The organism is Pseudomonas sp. Sample_20 (assembly GCF_004307585.1).
Taxonomy (GTDB): domain Bacteria; phylum Pseudomonadota; class Gammaproteobacteria; order Pseudomonadales; family Pseudomonadaceae; genus Aquipseudomonas; species Aquipseudomonas atacamensis.
Map to the genome: position 1 here is coordinate 1 of NZ_RCOA01000096.1, position 20,035 is coordinate 20,035.

The 20,035-nt window shown below is 60.1% G+C and carries 17 protein-coding genes and 2 tRNA genes; 8 read left to right on the forward strand and 11 right to left on the reverse strand.

The window, feature by feature from the left end; all coding sequences use genetic code 11:
• Nucleotides 1-9 precede the first annotated feature (9 nt).
• Both D8U70_RS20315 and D8U70_RS20320 read right to left on the reverse strand, forming a co-directional pair.
• Nucleotides 10-86, reverse strand: a tRNA-Asp gene (locus D8U70_RS20315).
• 19 nt (nucleotides 87-105) lie between these two features.
• Nucleotides 106-181, reverse strand: a tRNA-Val gene (locus D8U70_RS20320).
• Nucleotides 182-340: 159 nt separating this feature from the next.
• On the opposite strand from D8U70_RS20320, the gene rdgC reads away from it, so the two are divergent.
• From rdgC to sugE, 3 genes are all read left to right on the forward strand, one after another.
• A complete protein-coding gene (gene rdgC / locus D8U70_RS20325) occupies nucleotides 341-1,261 on the forward strand; it encodes a recombination-associated protein RdgC (RefSeq protein ID WP_024012190.1) in 921 nt (306 codons plus the stop codon).
• Between the two features lie 143 nt (nucleotides 1,262-1,404).
• Nucleotides 1,405-2,370 (forward strand): bile acid:sodium symporter family protein, encoded by a 966-nt coding sequence (locus D8U70_RS20330; protein WP_041479525.1) that lies wholly within the window; start codon nucleotides 1,405-1,407, stop codon nucleotides 2,368-2,370.
• Between the two features lie 120 nt (nucleotides 2,371-2,490).
• Nucleotides 2,491-2,805, forward strand: a complete 315-nt coding sequence (gene sugE / locus D8U70_RS20335; protein ID WP_024012188.1) for a quaternary ammonium compound efflux SMR transporter SugE — start codon at nucleotides 2,491-2,493, stop codon at nucleotides 2,803-2,805.
• A 111-nt stretch (nucleotides 2,806-2,916) separates the two neighbouring features.
• Here sugE and D8U70_RS20340 read toward each other — a convergent pair whose 3' ends face one another.
• The 3 genes from D8U70_RS20340 to D8U70_RS20350 form a co-directional block, all read right to left on the reverse strand.
• On the reverse strand, nucleotides 2,917-4,788 hold the full coding sequence (locus tag D8U70_RS20340) for an MFS transporter (RefSeq protein ID WP_122602267.1): 1,872 nt from the start codon (nucleotides 4,786-4,788) through the stop codon (nucleotides 2,917-2,919).
• 96 nt (nucleotides 4,789-4,884) lie between these two features.
• A complete protein-coding gene (locus D8U70_RS20345) occupies nucleotides 4,885-6,036 on the reverse strand; it encodes a TDT family transporter (RefSeq protein ID WP_024012186.1) in 1,152 nt (383 codons plus the stop codon).
• 114 nt (nucleotides 6,037-6,150) lie between these two features.
• The gene (locus D8U70_RS20350) at nucleotides 6,151-7,338 is read right to left on the reverse strand and encodes an MFS transporter (protein WP_130929603.1); all 1,188 of its coding nucleotides are present in this window, start codon (nucleotides 7,336-7,338) and stop codon (nucleotides 6,151-6,153) included.
• Nucleotides 7,339-7,441: 103 nt separating this feature from the next.
• On the opposite strand from D8U70_RS20350, the gene D8U70_RS20355 reads away from it, so the two are divergent.
• Nucleotides 7,442-7,984 (forward strand): TetR/AcrR family transcriptional regulator C-terminal ligand-binding domain-containing protein, encoded by a 543-nt coding sequence (locus tag D8U70_RS20355; RefSeq protein WP_130929599.1) that lies wholly within the window; start codon nucleotides 7,442-7,444, stop codon nucleotides 7,982-7,984.
• Nucleotides 7,985-8,194: 210 nt separating this feature from the next.
• Entirely contained in the window at nucleotides 8,195-11,665 is a 3,471-nt protein-coding gene (locus tag D8U70_RS20360) for a PAS domain-containing hybrid sensor histidine kinase/response regulator (RefSeq protein WP_130929600.1), read from the forward strand.
• Between the two features lie 341 nt (nucleotides 11,666-12,006).
• Here D8U70_RS20360 and rmuC read toward each other — a convergent pair whose 3' ends face one another.
• Both rmuC and D8U70_RS20370 read right to left on the reverse strand, forming a co-directional pair.
• Nucleotides 12,007-13,371 (reverse strand): DNA recombination protein RmuC, encoded by a 1,365-nt coding sequence (gene rmuC / locus D8U70_RS20365; protein ID WP_177433986.1) that lies wholly within the window; start codon nucleotides 13,369-13,371, stop codon nucleotides 12,007-12,009.
• Between the two features lie 175 nt (nucleotides 13,372-13,546).
• The gene (locus tag D8U70_RS20370; RefSeq protein WP_024012181.1) at nucleotides 13,547-13,870 is read right to left on the reverse strand and encodes a hypothetical protein; all 324 of its coding nucleotides are present in this window, start codon (nucleotides 13,868-13,870) and stop codon (nucleotides 13,547-13,549) included.
• A 911-nt stretch (nucleotides 13,871-14,781) separates the two neighbouring features.
• Here D8U70_RS20370 and D8U70_RS20380 point away from each other — a divergent pair.
• The 3 genes from D8U70_RS20380 to D8U70_RS20390 all read left to right on the forward strand — a co-directional run bounded on the left by D8U70_RS20380 (nucleotide 14,782) and on the right by D8U70_RS20390 (nucleotide 17,178).
• Complete coding sequence (locus tag D8U70_RS20380) at nucleotides 14,782-15,006, forward strand: hypothetical protein (RefSeq protein ID WP_016773719.1); 225 nt, start codon at nucleotides 14,782-14,784, stop codon at nucleotides 15,004-15,006.
• Between the two features lie 271 nt (nucleotides 15,007-15,277).
• A complete protein-coding gene (locus D8U70_RS20385) occupies nucleotides 15,278-15,760 on the forward strand; it encodes a hypothetical protein (RefSeq protein WP_073472662.1) in 483 nt (160 codons plus the stop codon).
• Nucleotides 15,761-15,906: 146 nt separating this feature from the next.
• Complete coding sequence (locus tag D8U70_RS20390) at nucleotides 15,907-17,178, forward strand: outer membrane protein transport protein (protein ID WP_056783953.1); 1,272 nt, start codon at nucleotides 15,907-15,909, stop codon at nucleotides 17,176-17,178.
• 210 nt (nucleotides 17,179-17,388) lie between these two features.
• On the opposite strand, the gene D8U70_RS20395 is transcribed toward D8U70_RS20390, so the two are convergent.
• The 4 genes from D8U70_RS20395 to D8U70_RS20405 are packed head-to-tail and all read right to left on the reverse strand — an operon-like array spanning nucleotide 17,389 to nucleotide 19,788.
• Nucleotides 17,389-17,949: a glutathione peroxidase gene (locus tag D8U70_RS20395; protein WP_041479535.1), complete on the reverse strand. Its 561-nt coding sequence runs from the start codon at nucleotides 17,947-17,949 to the stop codon at nucleotides 17,389-17,391.
• A 54-nt stretch (nucleotides 17,950-18,003) separates the two neighbouring features.
• On the reverse strand, nucleotides 18,004-18,126 hold the full coding sequence (locus tag D8U70_RS28140; RefSeq protein WP_016773715.1) for a hypothetical protein: 123 nt from the start codon (nucleotides 18,124-18,126) through the stop codon (nucleotides 18,004-18,006).
• Nucleotides 18,123-19,331 carry an MFS transporter gene (locus D8U70_RS20400; protein ID WP_056783951.1) on the reverse strand — a complete coding sequence of 403 codons (1,209 nt, stop codon included), beginning with the start codon at nucleotides 19,329-19,331 and terminating at the stop codon, nucleotides 18,123-18,125. The genes D8U70_RS28140 and D8U70_RS20400 overlap by 4 nt, the downstream gene beginning before the upstream one ends.
• Before the next feature lie 52 nt (nucleotides 19,332-19,383).
• Nucleotides 19,384-19,788: a MarR family transcriptional regulator gene (locus D8U70_RS20405; RefSeq protein WP_076566727.1), complete on the reverse strand. Its 405-nt coding sequence runs from the start codon at nucleotides 19,786-19,788 to the stop codon at nucleotides 19,384-19,386.
• Nucleotides 19,789-20,035: the final 247 nt, after the last annotated feature.

The following is a 20,035-nucleotide window of genomic DNA, read 5'->3' on the forward strand; positions in this document are numbered from 1 at the left end:
TACCGAATATGGCGCAGCGGACGGGACTCGAACCCGCGACCCCCGGCGTGACAGGCCGGTATTCTAACCGACTGAACTACCGCTGCGCTAAACACTTGAAACGAATGGTGGGTGATGACGGGATCGAACCGCCGACATTCTGCTTGTAAGGCAGACGCTCTCCCAGCTGAGCTAATCACCCTTCGCTTCGGTGTGGCGCGCATTCTACGGAGCACCCCCACCTCTGGCAAGCACTTTTTTAAATAATTTTCCGAGGCCTTCCAAAGGCTTAGAGAAGGGTTGGCCTATGCCCCGGCGAAGACAATAATGCCCCCCTTTGTATAAAGGAGTGACTCGCCCCATGTGGTTCAAGAACCTGCTGATCTATCGCCTGACCCAAGACCTGCCTGTCGATGCCGAGGCGCTGGAAACTGCACTGGCGACCAAACTGGCGCGGCCGTGTGCAAGCCAGGAGCTGACCACTTACGGTTTCGTTGCACCGTTCGGCAAGGGCGAAGATGCGCCGCTGGTACACGTCAGCGGCGATTTCCTGCTGATCTCTGCGCGCAAGGAAGAACGTATTCTGCCGGGCAGCGTTGTGCGTGACGCGGTCAAGGAAAAGGTCGAAGAGATCGAAGCCGAGCAGATGCGCAAGGTCTATAAGAAGGAACGCGACCAGATCAAGGATGAAATCATCCAAGCGTTCCTGCCGCGCGCGTTCATTCGTCGTTCCTCGACCTTTGCCGCGATCGCGCCGAAACAGGGCCTGATCCTGGTCAACTCGGCCAGCCCGAAACGCGCCGAAGACCTGCTGTCGACCCTGCGCGAAGTGATCGGCACCCTGCCCGTGCGTCCGCTCACCGTGAAAATGGCACCGACTGCGGTGATGACCGAGTGGGTCACCACGCAGAAAGCCGCCGACGATTTCTATGTGCTGGACGAGTGCGAACTGCGCGACACCCACGAAGACGGCGGCATCGTCCGTTGCAAGCGTCAGGACCTGACCAGCGAAGAAATCCAGCTGCACCTGAGCACCGGCAAAGTCGTCACTCAGCTGTCGCTGGCCTGGCAGGACAAACTGTCGTTCATGCTCGACGACAAGATGACCGTCAAGCGCCTGAAATTCGAGGATCTGTTGCAGGATCAGGCGGAACAGGACGGTGGCGACGAAGCCCTGGGCCAACTGGATGCCAGCTTCACCCTGATGATGCTGACCTTCGGCGACTTCCTGCCGGCACTGGTGGAAGCGCTGGGTGGAGAAGAGATGCCGCAGGGGATCTGACTCTGACGAGTATCTAACCTGTGGGAGCGAGCCTGCTCGCGAATGCGGTGTGCCAGTCAACATTAATGTGTCTGGCTCACCGCATTCGCGAGCAGGCTCGCTCCCACAATGTTTTGTGGTGTACCAAAAATAAGGATCAAGCCATGCGCGCACTGGCTGCACTCAGCCGCTTTGTCGGCAATACCTTCGCTTACTGGGTTCTGATATTCGCCGTCGTGGCCTTTCTGCAACCGGCGTGGTTCATCGGCCTGAAAAGCGCGATCGTACCGCTGCTGGGTCTGGTGATGTTCGGCATGGGCCTGACCCTCAAGCTCGACGACTTCGCTGCCGTCGCTCGCCATCCGTGGCGGGTGGCGCTGGGCGTGGTTGCGCATTTCGTGATCATGCCCGGTGTGGCGTGGTTACTCTGCCAGGTGTTTCACCTGCCTCCGGAAATCGCCGTCGGGGTGATTCTGGTCGGTTGCTGCCCGAGCGGCACCTCTTCGAACGTGATGACCTGGCTGGCACGCGGTGATCTGGCGCTTTCCGTGGCCATTGCTGCCGTCACCACCCTCCTCGCCCCGCTGCTGACCCCGGCACTGATCTGGCTGCTGGCCTCGGCGTGGTTGCCGGTATCGTTCATGGAGCTGTTCTGGTCGATCCTGCAAGTGGTGCTGTTGCCGATCGTTCTCGGCGTGGTCGCGCAGCGGCTGCTCGGCGACAAGGTGCGGCATGCGGTGGATGTGTTGCCGCTGGTGTCGGTGGTCAGCATCGTGATTATTGTCACCGCCGTGGTGGCGGCGAGTCAGGCGAAAATCGCCGAGTCCGGCCTGCTGATCATGGCCGTGGTCATGCTGCACAACAGCTTCGGTTATCTGCTCGGCTACTTCACCGGGCGCCTGTTCGGCCTGCCGCTGGCTCAGCGCAAGTCGCTGGCACTGGAAGTCGGCATGCAGAATTCGGGACTGGGCGCGGCATTGGCCAGTGCGCACTTCTCGCCACTGGCGGCGGTGCCGAGCGCGCTGTTCAGCGTCTGGCACAATATTTCCGGAGCACTGCTGTCGACGTACTTCCGGCGCATGAGCGAAAAAGAAGACCGCGACAACCTCGCACAACGGGCTGCCGATTGAGGCTGAAAACTTGATCCCCGGGTTAATGCTCGTCAGTATATTGCGCAACGCGGGGACGACCCTGCGGCTCGATCGAGTCATTAATCTGGGGACGACCCCGTCAATCGATGGAGGTCCTGCATGTCCTGGATCATTCTGTTTTGCGCCGGCCTGTTCGAAGTCGGCTGGGCCGTCGGCCTGAAATACACCGACGGCTTCACCCGCCCGCTCCCCACCGCCCTGACCGTTGCCGCCATGGCCATCAGCCTTGGTTTGCTCGGTCTGGCGATGAAGGAATTGCCGTTGGGTACGGCGTATGCGATCTGGACCGGTGTCGGTGCCGTGGGTACGGTGATCGCCGGGATCATTCTGTTTGGTGAATCGATGGCGTTGATTCGGCTGGTCAGTGTGGCGTTGATCGTCACGGGTTTGATTGGCCTTAAAGTCAGCGCTTAAGCCGATACCGTCTTCGCGAGCAGGCTCGCTACATTCAACCGCGTTCCGTCATTGGAACAGGGTCAACTGTGGGAGCGAGCCTGCTCGCGAAGGGGCCTTTTGATACACCGACTATCTAACAGATCCGCGCAACTCCCCCACCAACACCTGCAACTTCGCCGGCTCCGTCCCTTCGGTAATCGCCGGCCCCGCCACCAGCGTCACCCGCGACCACAAGCGATGGAACAAACCCTTGTTCGGATCGCGACTGAAGAAACTCCCCCACAATCCTTGCAGCGCCAGCGGAATCACCGGTACTGGGGTCTCTTCGAGAATCCGCGTCACGCCGCCGCGAAACTCGTTGATCTCGCCATCGGCGGTCAATTTGCCTTCCGGGAAAATACACACCAGCTCACCGTCCTTCAGATACTGAGCGATGCGGGTGAAGGCTTTTTCGTAGATCTGGATATCTTCCTGGCGTCCGGCAATCGGAATAGCGCCCGCCGTGCGGAAGATAAAGTTCAGCACCGGCAAGTTGTAGATCTTGTAGTACATGACAAAGCGAATCGGCCTACGCACGGCACCGCCGATGAGCAAGGCGTCAACGAACGACACGTGGTTGCACACCAACAGCGCCGCGCCCTCGTCCGGGATCGCTTCAAGGTTGCGATGCTCGACGCGGTACATGGAATGGCTGAGCAGCCAGATCATGAAGCGCATGCTGAATTCCGGAACGATCTTGAAGATGTAGGCGTTGACGCCGATGTTCAGCAGCGACACCACCAGGAACAGTTGCGGGATCGACAGCTTGGCGACGCTCAACAAGACGATCGAAACAATCGCCGACACCACCATAAACAGCGCGTTGAGAATGTTGTTGGCGGCAATCACCCGCGCCCGTTCGTTTTCAGCCGTGCGCGACTGGATCAGCGCGTACAGCGGCACAATATAGAAACCACCGAAAATGCCCAGGCCAAGGATGTCGATCAACACCGCCCAGGTGTGCACGAAGCCCAGCACGGCAATCCAGCTATGGCCGGTGACGCTGTCCGGGATCCCACCGGAATGCCACCACAGCAACAGGCCGAACACGGTCAGGCCAAACGAGCCAAACGGCACCAGTCCGATCTCGACTTTGCGCCCGGAGAGCTTCTCGCAGAGCATCGAACCCAGCGCGATGCCCACCGAAAACACCGTCAAAATCAACGTGACCACGGTTTCGTCACCGTGCATCCATTCCTTGGCGTAGGCCGGGATCTGCGTCAGGTAAATCGCCCCGACAAACCAGAACCACGAGTTGCCGACAATCGAGCGCGACACCGCGGGCGTCTGGCCCAGACCGAGTTTCAGCGTCGCCCAGGACTGGCTGAAGATATTCCAGTTCAGGCGCATTTCCGGCGATGAGGCCGCCGCGCGCGGAATGCTGCGGCTGGCCAGATAACCCAGCACGGCAATGCCGACGATCGCTGCGGAGACTACCGGCGCGTAGTGCTCGGACGACATCATGATCCCGGCGCCGATGGTGCCGGCGAGAATCGCCAGAAACGTGCCCATTTCCACCAGACCGTTGCCGCCGACCAATTCATCGTCGCGCAAGGCCTGCGGCAGGATCGAATACTTCACCGGGCCGAACAACGCCGAGTGCGTGCCCATGGCGAACAGTGCCACCAGCATCAGCGACAGATGATCGAAGAGGAAGCCGATCGATCCTACGGCCATGATGGCGATTTCCGCGAGCTTGATCAGACGGATCAGCGCGTCCTTGGCGAATTTTTCCCCAAATTGCCCGGCCAGCGCCGAGAACAGGAAAAACGGCAGGATAAACAGCAACGCGCAGAGGTTGACCCAGATCGAGCGATCGCCCTCGATGGTCAACCGATAGAGGATGGCGAGGATCAACGACTGCTTGAATACGTTGTCGTTAAACGCGCCGAGCGACTGGGTAATAAAGAAGGGCAAAAAGCGCCGGGTGCGCAACAGGTTGAACTGTGAGGGGTGACTCATCTTCCGTGTTTCCTGATGTTAGGTAGTGAGGCCTGGGTGCTTGTTATTGGATTCCCGCACCACGATCCAGGCCACACCTTACCTAAACTTTTCGGATTATTTCTTCAAACCTGCGATACACGGCGAGACAAACAGCTCGCCTCGCCACGCGCCCTGCACGGTGCGCTTGCCGACGATCAGCCACATTGCCGCCAACAAAATCACCAGCGCCGTACCGAATACACTGAAAAATGTCAGGTTGAGGATACTTGCCAGTTTCAGCGTCGCCAGCGAATACACCCCCAATGGGAAGGTGAAGCCCCACCAGCCGAGGTTGAACGGAATGCCGTCACGCAGATAACGCACGGTGATCAGCAGCGCCATCAACATCCACCACAGACCAAAACCCCACAGCGTGATCCCAGCGACCAGACCCAGGCCCGAAGCGATCTCACCGACACCGGGCAGACCATTCGCGGCAAAAATCGCTGGCGCCTCACCGCCCAACAGCAACATGCCCAGCGCACCGGTGCCGATCGGACCCAGCGCCAGCCAGCTCGACGCGGCCATGTTTTCGTGGGGCAGTTTGTGCAAGGCCATGCGCAACAACAAAATGGTGAGAATGCTGAACGCCACTGGCAGGGAGAAAGCCCAGAGCACATAGCTGGTGGTCAGTACGACGAGTTGTCCATGGGCGTCGGTCAGATGCGGGGCGAGCAAGCCGCCGCTGGCCGCTGCCACTTCCGCCGCCACTACCGGCAGCAACCAGACCGCGGTCATCTGATCGATGCTGTGTTCCTGGCGGGTAAACATCATGTACGGAATCAACACACCACAGGCCAGCGACATCGCCACATCGGTCCACCACAACACTTCAACAAGTTGAATAACACCGTCGCCCCAGCGCGGCAGGCCGAACAACAGAAAGCCGTTGATGATCGTCGCCAGGCCCATGGGAATGGTGCCGAAAAACATCGATACGGTGGAATGACCGAAAATCCGCCGCGCCTCGTCAAAGAACAAAATCCAGCGCGCGGCATAGGCAGCGGTAAACAGGCTGAACAACAGAATGTTGAACAGCCACAGCCCCTCGGCCACGGCGCGCAATCCGGGAATGGCCAGCGGCAACTGGGCCAGCGCCAATGCCAGCACACCGGTACCCATGGTTGCGGCGAACCAGTTCGGCGTGAACTGGCGGATCACTTCACGAGGATGTTGAAGCTGACTGAAAGGTTTGTAGCCGGGGGTGACGCTGTTGGGGCAAATCATCATGAACTCCTGTCCTCCGGTGAGGTTGAGTCCATGGTAGATCTGAATCGAATATCGATATAACGGGTAATATCTCTAACTGTTATCTGTTTTGCAGATAATCGTCTCCACGCGCTAAGGAGCGCTGCAAACTCTGCCCGTCTGCGGACGCAGACTGAGCAGCAGCGCAGCAACGGCCAGCACGATCAACACAACGCCGTAACCGTCGGTGGTCGCCAGCAGTCCAAAGTTGCGCGCCAGATACCCGGCCAGCAGCGCCGGCAGACAGAACGCCAGATAACTGAGCACGTAATACGCTGACATCAAGCCGGCTCGTTCATGTGGCAAAGCCAGCGGCACCAGGCTGCGCACCGCTCCGAGAAAGCCCGAACCAAAGCCGCAACCGGCAACCAGTGTGCCGAAGAAAAACAGCGGCAGACTGGCGCCATGAACGCCGAGCAAAATCAGAATCAGCCCGACCGGCAGCAGGCTCGCGCCCAGCCGCAGCGCCTGAGCGGCCGGGCGATTGCGCATCGTAAAAATCATCAACGCACCGGTCACGGTGAGCGCCGCGACCGTCGCACCGCCGATCAGATTGGAGGTAGAGCCAGTGGCCGTGCGCACCAACGACGGTGCCAGCGAGGCATAAAAACCTCCGAGCGCCCAGGTCGCGGTGTTCAGTGGCAGCACGCGCCACAACGTTGAACGCGCTTGCACCGGTACGTGCAAGGTGGGCCGCAACGACGCCAACGCCCCGCCTTGGCGCGAGACACTTTCCGGCAGACGCCAGACATACATGCCTTGCAACACGAACAACGCCAACAGCAACCAATAGGTCAGTTGCAACGGCGCCGGTGCGAATTCTGCCAGCAAGCCACAACCCAAACCGCCCAGAGCCATCCCGAGTAACGGCGCGACACTGTTGATCAGCGGCCCCTGCTGACGATCGCTGTCGAGCAGCGTTGCACTCAATACAGCAGTGGCCATGCCGGTGGCGAAACCTTGCAGCACCCGTGCGCTGATCAACCACGACACGCTGTCGGCATAAATGAACAGCAGCATCGCCAGCGCGTTGAGCAGCACGGCACTGAAGATCACTGGTTTGCGTCCGAGATGGTCGGAAAGCGAACCCACCGTCAGCAACGCTGCCAACAGACTGAAAGCGTAAACGGCGAAGATCAGCGTGAGCATCGCTGCCGAGAAATGCAGTTGATCCTGATACAAGTGATACAACGGCGTCGGCGCGGTGGAAGCGGCGAGAAAACTGAGTAAGGTGATCGCCAGAAACCACAAGCTGGACCGGTGAGAAGCGAAATTATTCAAGGGGCTGGTCATGGGCACACTCCGCAAAAGCTAATTTTTTGCTTTTGCGCAGTGTGCTACCGCCCAGCGCTTAAAGCAAATTCTTTGTGTTAAGGTCTGCCGCATGGCTATTAAAGAAGGTTTACGCCCCGGTGGCCGCAGTGCCCGGGTGCAGGAGTCGATTCATTCGGCGGTCAATGCGCTGCTGCGAGAGCAGGAACGTTCTACCGTGACCGTCCCGCAAATCGCCGCCCGCGCGGGGGTTACGCCGTCGACGATCTACCGCCGCTGGGGTGATCTGGCAGCATTGTTGGCGGACGTCGCCCTCGCCCGCATGCGCCCGGACAGCGAGCCGGCGAACACTGGCAGCCTGCGCGGCGATATCCGCGCCTGGGCCGAGCAATATCTCGACGAGATGAGTTCGGAGGTCGGGCGCAACATGATGCGCGACGTGCAGGCCAGCGCTACGCCGGGCTATTGCGTGGCGATCATCGGTGCGCAGTTGCAGACCATTGTCGATCGCTATCCGGATGAAAAGACACCGAGTGTCGACCGCTTGATCAATCTGGTGGTGGCGCCAGTGGTATTCCGGATTCTGTTTTCGGCGGCGGCGCTGGAGGTTGATGAGCTCCATCGCCTGATCGATATTGCGCTGCGTCTGGACTGACGCGCTCGCTCCCACAAGGAAATGCATTCCAATTGTGGGAGCGAGCCTGCTCGCGAAGAGGCCCGCCCGGGCACCACAAAAACCACCCGGTACCCCGCCTGCGACACCCCGCCACGCCACGACCTTGGTCGACACTGACTAACCGCCGCGCCCGTGCGAGACTGTCCGCCCGGGCAGGAGTGCCGGGGAGTCATTTGTCGGGAGTGCTGCATGTCGTTGTCCACCGGGCTGATCGCCGTCGTTGCCCTGGCCTACATGGCCATCATGTTCGCTATCGCCTTCTACGGCGACCGTCGCAGCACGCCGTTGCCGCCACGGGTGCGCGCCTGGGTGTACAGCCTGTCACTGGCGGTTTACTGCACCAGTTGGACGTTCTTTGGCGCGGTCGGTCAGGCGGCGGAACAACTGTGGTCATTCCTGCCGATCTACCTCGGGCCGATCCTGCTGCTGGTCGGCGCGCCGTGGGTCCTGCAGAAAATGGTGATGATCAGCAAACAGGAGAACATCACCTCCATCGCCGACTTCATCGCCGCACGCTACGGCAAGTCACAATCGCTGGCGGTGGTGGTGGCGCTGATCTGCCTGGTCGGCGTCTTGCCTTATATTGCCCTGCAACTCAAAGGCATTGTCCTTGGCGTGAACCTGTTGATCGGCGCCGGCGCCGATGCCATGGGCACCCGCGCCCAGGACACGGCGCTGATCGTGTCGCTGGTGCTGGCGTTGTTCACCATCGTTTTCGGTACGCGCAACCTCGACGCCACCGAACACCACCGTGGCATGGTGCTGGCGATCGCGTTCGAGTCGCTGGTCAAGCTGTTCGCCTTTCTCGCCGTCGGCGCCTTCGTCACGTACGGGCTGTATGACGGTTTCGACGACCTGTTCAATCAGGCAATGCTCGCCCCGCGCCTCGAGGCGTACTGGAAGGAAACCATCAACTGGCCATCGATGGTGGTGCAGACCGGCGTGGCGATGATGGCGATCATTTGCCTGCCCCGGCAATTTCACGTGACCGTGGTGGAGAACATCGACCCGCAGGATCTGCGTCTGGCGAAATGGGTGTTCCCCGCCTATCTGGCATTGGCCGCACTGTTTGTAGTCCCGATCGCCCTTGCCGGTCAGATGATGCTGCCCAGCCACGTGCTGCCCGACTCGTTCGTGATCAGCCTGCCGCTGGCCCAGGCCCATCCGGCGCTGGCGATGCTGGCGTTTATTGGTGGCGCATCGGCAGCGACCGGCATGGTGATTGTCGCCAGCGTTGCGCTGTCGACCATGGTTTCCAACGACATGCTGTTGCCGTGGCTGTTGCGGCGCAACAATGCCGAGCGCCCGTTCGAGGTGTTCCGCCAGTGGATGCTCTCGGTGCGCCGCGTGAGTATTGTGGTGATTCTGCTGCTGGCCTACGTCAGCTATCGCTTGCTCGGCTCGACCGCAAGCCTGGCGACCATCGGCCAGATCGCCTTCGCCGCGGTGACGCAACTGGCGCCTGCCATGCTCGGCGCGCTGTACTGGAAACAGGCCAACCGCCGGGGCGTGTTCGCCGGCCTCGCCACCGGCACGTTCCTCTGGTTCTACACGCTGGTGCTGCCGATTGCCGCGCACAGTCTCGGCTGGTCGCTGGCGAGTTTCCCCGGGTTGGCGTGGCTGCACAGCAATCCACTGAACCTGCCGATCACGCCGCTGACCCAAGGCGTGGTGCTGTCGCTGGCGGGTAACTTCACCCTGTTCGCCTGGGTCTCGGTGCTCTCGCGCACGCGGGTTTCCGAGCACTGGCAGGCCGGGCGTTTTATCGGTCAGGAAATCAGCGCACGACCTAATGCTCGTTCGATGCTGGCGGTACAGATCGACGATCTGCTGCAACTGGCGGCGCGTTTCGTCGGCGAAGAACGCGCGCGGCAGAGCTTCATTCGCTTCGCCTACCGCCAGGGCAAGGGCTTCAACCCCAACCAGAACGCCGACAGCGAATGGATTGCCCACACCGAACGCTTGCTCGCCGGTGTCCTTGGCGCTTCTTCGACGCGCGCTGTAGTAAAAGCCGCCATCGAAGGTCGGGAAATGCAGTTGGAGGACGTAGTCCGAATCGCTGACGAAGCCTCGGAAGTGCTGCAGTTCAACCGCGCCCTGCTGCAAGGCGCGATCGAGAACATCACCCAGGGCATCAGCGTGGTCGACCAGTCGCTGAAACTGGTGGCGTGGAACCGGCGTTATCTGGAGCTGTTCAACTACCCCGACGGCCTGATCAGCGTCGGCCGGCCGATTGCCGACATCATTCGCTACAACGCCGAACGCGGCTTGTGCGGCCCCGGCGAAGCGGAAGTGCACGTCGCGCGACGCTTGCACTGGATGCGTCAAGGCCGCGCGCACACTTCCGAACGGCTGTTCCCCAATGGCCGGGTGATCGAGCTGATCGGCAACCCGATGCCCGGCGGCGGATTTGTCATGAGTTTCACCGACATTACCGCGTTCCGCGAAGCCGAACAGGCGCTGACCGAGGCCAACGAAGGGCTGGAACAACGGGTCAGCGAGCGTACCCAGGAACTGTCGCAACTCAACGTCGCGCTCACCGAAGCCAAGGGCAATGCCGAGGCGGCCAACCAGTCGAAAACCCGCTTCCTCGCCGCCGTCAGCCATGACTTGATGCAACCGCTGAACGCCGCACGGCTGTTCTCCGCCGCCCTCTCCCACCAGAACGAAGGCTTGAGCGCAGAGGCGCAACAACTGGTGCAACACCTCGACAGCTCGCTGCGTTCGGCGGAAGACCTGATCAGCGATCTGCTGGACATCTCCCGCCTGGAAAACGGCAAGATCAACCCGGATCGCAAAGCCTTCGTCGTCAATGAACTGTTCGACACCCTCGGCGCGGAGTTCAAGGCGCTCGCCCAAGAGCAAAAGCTCACGTTCCGGGTGCGCGGCAGTCAATTGCGCATCGACAGCGACATCAAACTGCTGCGGCGGATTCTGCAAAACTTCCTCACCAACGCGTTCCGCTACGCCAAAGGCCCGGTGCTGCTGGGCGTGCGTCGGCGCGGTGGTGAGTTATGTCTGGAAGTCTGGGATCGCGGCCCGGGCATTCCGGAAGACAAGCAGCAGGTAATTTTTGAAGAATTCAAACGCCTCGACAGCCACCAGACCCGCGCCGAAAAAGGCCTGGGCCTGGGTCTGGCGATCGCCGACGGCTTGTGCCGCGTGCTCGGGCACACCCTGCGCGTTCGCTCCTGGCCGGGGCGCGGCAGTGTGTTCAGCGTCACGGTACCGCTGGCGCGCGCGCAAACGCCTGCGGCGAGCGCCTCGGTCGAACCGAACAGCAAAATGCTCAGCGGCGCGCAGGTGCTGTGCATCGATAACGAAGACAGCATCCTGATCGGCATGAACAGCCTGTTGAGCCGCTGGGGCTGCCAGGTGTGGACGGCGCGCAATCGCGAAGAATGCGCAGCGATATTGAATGAAGGTGTGCGGCCGCAACTGGCGCTGGTCGACTATCACCTCGACCACGGCGACACCGGCACAGAGCTGATGGCCTGGTTGCGCACGCGCCTGGGCGAGCCCGTGCCCGGCGTGGTCATCAGCGCGGATGGACGCCCGGAGACCGTGGCGCAAGTGCATGCGGCGGGCCTGGATTACTTGGCCAAACCGGTGAAGCCCGCAGCGTTGCGGGCGCTTTTGAGTCGGTATTTGCCGTTGTAGAAGGTGACCTTGCAGACGCCTTCGCGAGCAGGCTCGCTCTCACAGAAAAGCAAAAGCAAAAGATCGCAGCCTTCGGCAGCTCCTACACAATGAGCGCAAGCTCGAGTGCTTTTGATCTTGATTCACCGGCGACGTCGGAAGGCTGAGCGGATTGATCCCGGAGCGAAGGAACCCGAGCTTGCGAGGGCCGAACGTAGGAGCAAGCGTTTTTTTGCTTATTTTTTTACTGGGCCGGCATTCCGGGCGTTTGTAAAAAAAGTGAGTCGCCGTAAGGGCGAAACCGCCAGCCGCCATCACCGCAGCAACGGATATGCCCCCAAAATCAGTCCAAAAAACGACGCCTACTCAGGCAACTCAACCAACCCATCAACATCCGTCATCGCCCGCTCCAGCAAATCCGCCGGCAAGCTCTTGCTCGCCCGCGCACCGAGCAACTTCAACTGCTCACTGCGGCTGACCAGATTACCGCGCCCCTCTGTCAGCTTGTTGCGCGCTGAGCTGTAAGCCTTGTCCAGTTGCTGCAGACGATTGCCCACTTCGTCCAGATCCTGAATAAACAACACGAACTTATCGTACAGCCAGCCCGCGCGCTCGGCGATTTCCCGGGCGTTCTGGCTCTGCCGCTCCTGCTTCCACAGACTGTCGATCACCCGCAACGTGGCCAGCAGCGTAGTCGGGCTGACGATCACGATATTGCGGTCGAAGGCTTCCTGAAACAGCGAAGGCTCAGCCTGCAGCGCAGCGGAAAATGCCGCTTCGATCGGTACGAACAGCAAAACGAAATCGAGGCTGTGCAAGCCTTCCAGACGCTTGTAATCCTTGCCGGCCAGACCTTTGACATGATTGCGCAGCGACAACACGTGCTGCTTGATCGCGACCTGCGCCAACGTGTCGTCATCAGCCGCAACATATTGTTGATAGGCCGTGAGACTGACTTTCGAGTCGACCACCACCTGCTTGTCGCCGGGCAGATAAATGATCACATCGGGCTGGAAGCGCTCACCGTCCGGGCCTTTGAGATTGACCTGAGTCTGGTATTCGCGGCCCTTCTCCAGACCTGCGTGTTCAAGAACGCGCTCGAGGATCAGTTCGCCCCAATTGCCTTGGGTTTTCTGGCCCTTGAGCGCGCGAGTCAGATTGGTCGCTTCGTCGCTCAGGCGCAGGTTCAACGCCTGCAAACGCTCCAGCTCCTTGGCCAGCGAGAAGCGCTCGCGGGCTTCGGCCTGATAGCTTTCTTCAACGCGTTTTTCAAAGGACTGGATGCGCTCTTTCAACGGATCAAGCAACTGCCCGAGCCGCTGCTGGCTGGTTTCGGCAAAGCGCTGCTCACGCTCATCGAAGATCTTGCCGGCCAGCTCGGCGAATTGCGCGCGCAGTTCATCGCGTGAGCCTTGCAGGTCGTTGAGACGTTGTTGGTGGCTTTCCTGTTGCTCGCGCAGTTCGGCACTCAGCGAGGCAGCGTGGGCGTCGAGGCGGCGTAACTCAGCATCCTTGTTGGCGCGTTCGAGATTCCAGGCGTGGGAGGCATCGCGGGCGTCATCGCGCTCGATCTGCAGCAATTCGACCTCGCGGCGCAGCGCGGCGAGGTCTGCCTGTTTGGCAGCGTTGGCCTGGCCGAGGTCGGCGATCTCGTCGCGGCTCGCTTCAAGCTGCGCGGTGAGGCCATCCTGGGCCAGTTGCGCCATGGCCAAGCGCTCTTCGAGCAAGGCCAGATCGGCCTGGGCATTGCTGGCCCGGCGTTGCAGTTGCCAGGCCAGCGCCAGCAACGGCACCCCTGCCGCCGCCAGACCGAGCAATACGCTGGTCAAGTCCATAGCCATAGCGACTCCTGCCAATCGGATAAAGCCTGAAGGTTAACCAAGGTGTCTGGGCTTGGACAGCTCAGTCTTCAATCAGACCGAGTTCCTGTTGCGCGCGACGGTCACCGGCGCGGGCGGCCTGACGCAGCAGCTCCTGACCGATACGCCGATCACGGGCATTGCCGCACTCACGGCAGATCAATTGGCCGAGACGGCTTTGCGCAGCGACTACACCTTCACGCGCCGGTTGCTTGAGCAGGCGGCCCGCGAGGTGTTTGGCGCTGGGGCTGTCGCTCAGGCGCGGCGCATCGAGCAGCCATTCGGCCACACGCACGGAAAAACGCTTGGGAGCGGTAACAGAGGTCGGGTTGGAGGTAACAGAGTCTGATACTGAGCGAAACTTCATAAAGCACTGCGGGACAGATCGGAAGGCGCGCCACTTTACTCTCTTTTTCTTACAGGTAAAGTCGAAAAAAACCCGGCACGCCCGTCCTAGAGCAAGCGCTAGGGACAATCCACAGAAGCTGTGGATAAGTCAGTGGACAACCGCTCTGTGATCCTCGCAAAGCCTTATGGAATGGGGCTCGCAGTCAAACTGACGATTTTTTCACCAACAAAAAAAGACGATATTTTTCATTGACTTAAACTTTTGATACAGGCAGCGACTGGAGTCAGGATCGATGTGACAGTTGCGTTACGCTCTGCGCAACTAATGTGCACAAGTACCTGTGCGCCGGTTATATGCGTGCGCTTTTTCGGGTCATTTCGCGCAGCTGCGACCGACCGAAAGGCTCTGCGAAAAGCATGCACGCCGACGGACGGTGCGACACGACCTTTCCCTGTGACCCTTTTTTTGGTCATGGGGTTTGCTTCGCCCGAACGGATCCGTTACTATCCGCGGCGTTAGTACCAAGCTGAAAGTCAATTCCGGTCGAACATCTCCCCACGGTCAACTTCCAACAGGAAGACACTGCCGAAAAAAGCGGGAACGACCCCTCGATGGTTTCCAGGTAAATCTTGCGACGACGCTGCCTTTGAACGAAAACAAAGGGCGTTGCGAAGAACACTTACTCTGACCGAACCAACCTGCAAATTGATCAGGATCTTCACCCCGGGCCCAGAACCTTTGCCCTCGATGTGATGCCTGTCCTCCTAAGTACCTACCTGCCAGCCCAAGCGCGCTCACTTATCAGCGCTTCAAACTGGCTGCTTTGTTCCAGTCGGGTTCTTCGTTCGATCAATGGTGATCAACGTTACTGGAACGTTTTAACGTTGCACGGTTCTTATCCGTGTCATTTGTAGGAACACCTAATAACTATGTCTACTCAAATCCAGACTCAGGATGCCATTCGCACCCTAACCAACGCTTTTGCTCCAATGAACTGCCTGATCATGGCCGCTCGCAAAGGCTGCTTCAGCTTCACCGTGGTCAATGAACACGGCATCGCTCGTCACAGCGAGCGTTTGTACCCCGATCAATACTCCAGCGCCGAACCGCTGCAGGCCGTGATCGAGCGTACCCGTCAGGCACTGGTTGCCTGAGAGCCGGACAGGCTGCAAAAGCAAAGCCCTGCTGAAAAGCGGGGCTTTTTATTGCCTGATATTTCACTTTTAGCGCTGCGCTTCTAAGCATGTTCCGATCTAACGCCCGGGATCCGATGGCGGAAATATTTTAAAAACAGACCTTTACACGCTGAATATGACACTACACTTCAACTCAAGCGGCTTGACCCGCTTGCGGCGAGCCTGAGTCGATCCACTGCTGCCAAGGCCCCTTCAGGACTCGCCCTCAACAACAAGAACCGAGGGTGTTATGGGTATCGCTGCCAGCGAACTGTGCCGCTATGTGATCCGTCCCACGCTGATTTATCTGGGACGCCACTGCGCAACTGCCGAATCCCTGCTGCTGGGTATCGCCGCCAGCCAGTCCGCCCTCGGGTCTGCCCTGCATGACCGCCGTGGCCATGGCCTCTACCGGATTGCCGAGCATCGGCATCAGGCCCTCTGGGATGATTATCTGGCGCTCGATCCGGAGCGCGCCAGCCTGGTGCGCGGCCTCGCCAGTCAGCATGCATTCCTCAGCGGCCCGCATCTGGAACTGACCGTCAACCTGCGTTACGCCACGGCCATCGCCTGGCTGCTGGTAGAAGAACAGAACCCCATCCTCCCCGCTCCGACCGACCTGCTCGGCATGGCGCGCATCTGGCGCCAGACCTTTCAACCGCAAGGCCGTTTGCGCGACTTCACCTATGCCTGGCAAACCTGTGTTTCACCGCTGAATCAGGTCGCTTGCTGACCGGGCGGTTTCACAAGTTCTCCCATCAGGTCGCCATTTTGGTCGGATTGTCCTACAAAACCGCTCTAACTCAAGGCTTACAAGCTATAGCGCTGGGACGAAAATGTTGGTAATTTTCGCCCCGGTGATCACCAGGAGTTCTAATAATGAAAAAAGTCATGCTCAAAACCACCCTTAGCCTCGCCGTTACCCTTGCCTCCACACAAATCTTCGCGGCAGGTTTTGCCCTCAACGAACAAAGCATCAGTGGGATGGGGACTGGTTTTGCCGGGCGATCTTCTTCTGCCGACGACGCAAGCACTGTTTATGGCAACCCGGCCGGCATGGCGCGCATCAAGCGCGAACAAGTCACCGGCGGCGTCGCCCTGGTCGACGCGCATACCGATATCAGCGATACCAGCTCCAGCCCGAACGGCGGCAGCAACAAAGGCGACATGGTGCCCCTCACTGCCGTACCGATGGGCTTCTATGTAAAACCGATCGATGATCACTGGGCATTCGGCCTCGGTGTGTACGTGCCGTTCGGTCTGATCACGGATTACGAAAACGGCTTCGCCGGTCGTTACTTCGGCAGCAAGTCGGAAGTACAAGTCATCACCTTCCAGCCAACCGTCAGCTACGCCTTCAACGACAAGGTGTCGATCGGTTTCGGCCCGACCATCAACCGCATCGACGGCTCGCTGGAATCCAACCTGTCGATCACCCAGGCACTGCCGGACGGCAAGGTCAAGATCAAGGGTGACGACACCGCGCTGGGCTACAACGTCGGCTTGCTGGTCCAGGCCACCGACACCACCCGTGTCGGCCTGACCTATCACTCCAAGGTCGACTACAAGCTCGAAGGCGACACCAAGGTCAACTACAACGCTCTGGCGCTGGTGGGCGTTGGCGCCAACCAGAAGTACGACGCTTCGTTGAAGATCACCACGCCGGAATCCGTGGACCTGTCGGTCACCCAGGCGATCAACGATCGCTGGAACGTCTACGCCGGCACCACCTGGACCCGCTGGAGCCAGCTGGACAAGATCACCGTGAAGAACTCCGGCGTGCAGCCTCTGCTGGCCGGTCAGTTCGGTTCGATCAACGAAGACCAGAACTGGCATGACTCCTGGGCCTATGCCGTGGGTACCTCGTACCAGTTGAACAAGGAATGGGTCCTGCGTACCGGTCTGACCTTCGACCAGTCGCCAACCAATAACGAAGACCGCTCGCCGCGTATCCCGACTGGCGACCGCACCATCTTCAGTATCGGTGCCGGCTGGAGCCCGACCGACGACCTGACCATCGACGTCGCGTACTCGTACCTGAAAGAAGAGTCGGTCAACATCCGCAACGAAAACGCGCGTGGCCAGACTTACGATGCCAAGTATGAAAACTCGGCAAACGGCTTCGGTGTCGGCGCGACATACCGCTTCTGATGCACCGTGGCGAGGCTAACCCCTCGCCCAAGAAAAAGCCCCGCTCTCTTTACAGAGGCGGGGCTTTTTCATGTCTGTAATTTTTCACTGGAACGACAACATCACCCTTGTGGGAGCGAGCCTGCTCGCGAAGGCGGTATGTCAGATGTTGATTTGCTGACTGACACACCGCTTCGCGAGCAGGCTCGCTCCCACAGGGAACAGCATGAATCAGGGCTTCAGCGGCTTGGAGGCAATGGCCTTTTCGATCGCGGCGATAAACTCGGGGTCATCCGGTTTGGTCAAACTGGAAAAACTCGCCACCACCTTGCCCTGCCGGTCGACCACATACTTGTAGAAGTTCCACTTCGGCGCATTGCTCTGCGCGGCCAGCACCTGAAACAGATGCGTGGCGTCATCGCCGCGAACCTTCTGCGGCTCGGTCATGTTGAAGGTCACGCCATAATTGGCGTAGCAGACCTTGGCGGTTTCCGCGCTGTCCTTGGACTCCTGCTTGAAGTCATTCGACGGCACGCCGAGCATTTCCAGCCCCTGATCCTTATAGCGCTTGTTCAGCGCCTCGAGGCCTTCGAACTGCGGGGCGAAACCGCAGAAGCTGGCGGTATTGACCACCACCAGCGGCTTGTCGGCGTACTGCTTGCACAGATCGATGGATTCCTTGGCGCGCAACTTGGGCAGCGAGCCTTGCAGCAGCTCAGGACAATCCGCGGCCTGGGCCAGGCCAGTCAACGCCATCAGCAACGCGGGAACAGCACACCAGCGCATCAACATGTCGAATTTCCTTGGGCAGTCATCAGGCTTCGACGTTACTCGCCGCGCTGCCATCTAGCAAATGCTCATGCCCAACTGCATCAGCGCCAGACCGCCGCGTTGCCAGCCCCACCACACCAGCGCCAACAGCGCAGCAGCCAGTGCGGCAACAACGACCCGCGCGCAGATCCGGCTCATGCTGCGCTCGCCGCAGCTTGCAGGCGCGCCACCGGACGCTCGCGCACCGGCCAGTTCAGCGCCGCCGCGAGCAGGCTCAAGAGAACCGCCACTTGCCAGATCAAGTCATAACTCCCGGTTCGGTCGTACACCACCCCGCCCAGCCAGCCGCCAAGGAATGAGCCGAGCTGATGGAACAGAAAGACGATGCCACCGAGCATGGACAAATTGCGCACGCCGAACAAGGTCGCCACCGTACCGTTGGTCAACGGCACCGTCGACAGCCACAGGAAGCCCATGGCCATGCCGAACAGATACGCCGTGGTGGTCGTCACCGGCAACCACAGGAACAGCACGATCACCACTGCGCGCAACAGATACAGCGCAGTCAGCAGACGCGGTTTCGACATGCGTCCACCAAGCCAGCCGGCGGTGTAAGTGCCGAAGATATTGAACAGCCCGATCAACGCCAGCACCGTAGTGCCGACACTGGCGGGCAGATGCTGATCGACCAGATACGCTGGCAAGTGCACACCGATGAACACCACCTGAAAACCGCAGACAAAAAAGCCGAACGCCAGCAGCCAGAAACCGGAGTGCGAGCAGGCCTCACGCAGCGCTTCGGAAAGAGTCTGTTCATGGCCAAGCACCGGCAGCGGCTTGTCCTTGAGCATGCTCACCAGCGGCACAATCATCGCCACCAACAGGCCTAGCACCAGCAATGCGGCCGACCAGCCGAGCCAGCCGATCAAACCGAGGGTGCCCGGCAACATGGCGAACTGGCCGAACGAACCGGCGGCGCTGGCGATACCCATGCCCATGCTGCGTTTCTCTGGCGGCACAGCGCGACCCACAACACCAAGAATGACCGAAAACGAAGTGCCCGAAAGACCGATACCGATCAGCAGGCCGGCACTCAGTGACAGAGTCACTGCCGAATCAGACAGGCCCATGCACACCAGGCCCGCTGCGTAGAGGATCCCACCGACCAGCACCACTTTCGCCGCGCCGAAGCGGTCGGCCAGGGCGCCGGTAAACGGTTGCGCCAGACCCCAGATCAGGTTTTGCAGGGCGATGGCGAAGGCAAACACTTCGCGGCCCCAGCCGAACTGCGCGCTCATCGGCGACAGGAACAGACCGAACCCGTGGCGCACGCCCAATGACAACGCCAGGATCAGCGCACTCCCCAGCAACACCCAACCGCACGTACGCCACATCGATGTCATTGTTATTCTCCAGTCGCGGGTATATACCCGCTTGAGCTCGAAAAAACCGGCGTCAGGCCAGTTCGTCGAGCAGTTTGAGCAAGGTTTCGCGCTTCTCGGCACCGAGGCGGTCGATCAGCCGCTGTTGCGCCGCTTCCCACGCCGGCAATGCCGCTGCCAAGCGCTGCACGCCGGTTTCGGTGAGGCGCACGATACGGTTGCGCATGTCCTGGCCTTCGGCCAGCGCCACCAGACCTTCGCCCTCCAGCACACGTAGATTGCGCCCGAGCGTGCTGCGATCCAGGCCCATGGCCTCGGCCAGTTCGGAAATGCTCGGTTGCTCCAGTCGCTGCAGATTGCACAGCAGAGAATACTGGGCAACGTTGATCCCGAAGCCATCGAGAGCGCCGTCGTAATGCCTGCTGACGCCACGCGCGGCGCGACGCAGGTTGGTGCACAAACACTGAGAAGGAAGCATGATGCGTGTATATACCCGCGAGTGTGTTAAATCAAGTTACAGATGAGTTTACTCTGAACATCATTGCTGCCGGTGAGGCCGCCTTCGCCAGCAGGCTCGCTCCCACAGGGGATTGCATTTCGAAGGCGGGAGCGAGCCTGCTCGCGAAGGGGCCGGCATCATCAACGCAAATCCTTCAGACCAGAGCGAGGCCGACCAACACCCCCATCTCCAGCAATTCCAGCAACGCCCCCGCCGTGTCCCCGGT

Coding starts and splice junctions, on each gene's coding strand:
- D8U70_RS20380 (WP_016773719.1), top strand. CDS start 14,782: ATGTCTACTCAAATCCAGACTCAGGATGCCATTCGCACCCTAACCAAC.
- D8U70_RS20395 (WP_041479535.1), bottom strand. CDS start 17,949: ATGTTGATGCGCTGGTGTGCTGTTCCCGCGTTGCTGATGGCGTTGACT.
- D8U70_RS28140 (WP_016773715.1), bottom strand. CDS start 18,126: ATGAGCCGGATCTGCGCGCGGGTCGTTGTTGCCGCACTGGCTGCTGCG.
- D8U70_RS20355 (WP_130929599.1), top strand. CDS start 7,442: ATGGCTATTAAAGAAGGTTTACGCCCCGGTGGCCGCAGTGCCCGGGTG.
- D8U70_RS20330 (WP_041479525.1), top strand. CDS start 1,405: ATGCGCGCACTGGCTGCACTCAGCCGCTTTGTCGGCAATACCTTCGCT.
- D8U70_RS20340 (WP_122602267.1), bottom strand. CDS start 4,788: ATGAGTCACCCCTCACAGTTCAACCTGTTGCGCACCCGGCGCTTTTTG.
- D8U70_RS20345 (WP_024012186.1), bottom strand. CDS start 6,036: ATGATTTGCCCCAACAGCGTCACCCCCGGCTACAAACCTTTCAGTCAG.
- D8U70_RS20385 (WP_073472662.1), top strand. CDS start 15,278: ATGGGTATCGCTGCCAGCGAACTGTGCCGCTATGTGATCCGTCCCACG.
- D8U70_RS20390 (WP_056783953.1), top strand. CDS start 15,907: ATGAAAAAAGTCATGCTCAAAACCACCCTTAGCCTCGCCGTTACCCTT.
- D8U70_RS20370 (WP_024012181.1), bottom strand. CDS start 13,870: ATGAAGTTTCGCTCAGTATCAGACTCTGTTACCTCCAACCCGACCTCT.
- rdgC (WP_024012190.1), top strand. CDS start 341: ATGTGGTTCAAGAACCTGCTGATCTATCGCCTGACCCAAGACCTGCCT.
- sugE (WP_024012188.1), top strand. CDS start 2,491: ATGTCCTGGATCATTCTGTTTTGCGCCGGCCTGTTCGAAGTCGGCTGG.
- D8U70_RS20360 (WP_130929600.1), top strand. CDS start 8,195: ATGTCGTTGTCCACCGGGCTGATCGCCGTCGTTGCCCTGGCCTACATG.
- D8U70_RS20400 (WP_056783951.1), bottom strand. CDS start 19,331: ATGACATCGATGTGGCGTACGTGCGGTTGGGTGTTGCTGGGGAGTGCG.
- D8U70_RS20405 (WP_076566727.1), bottom strand. CDS start 19,788: ATGCTTCCTTCTCAGTGTTTGTGCACCAACCTGCGTCGCGCCGCGCGT.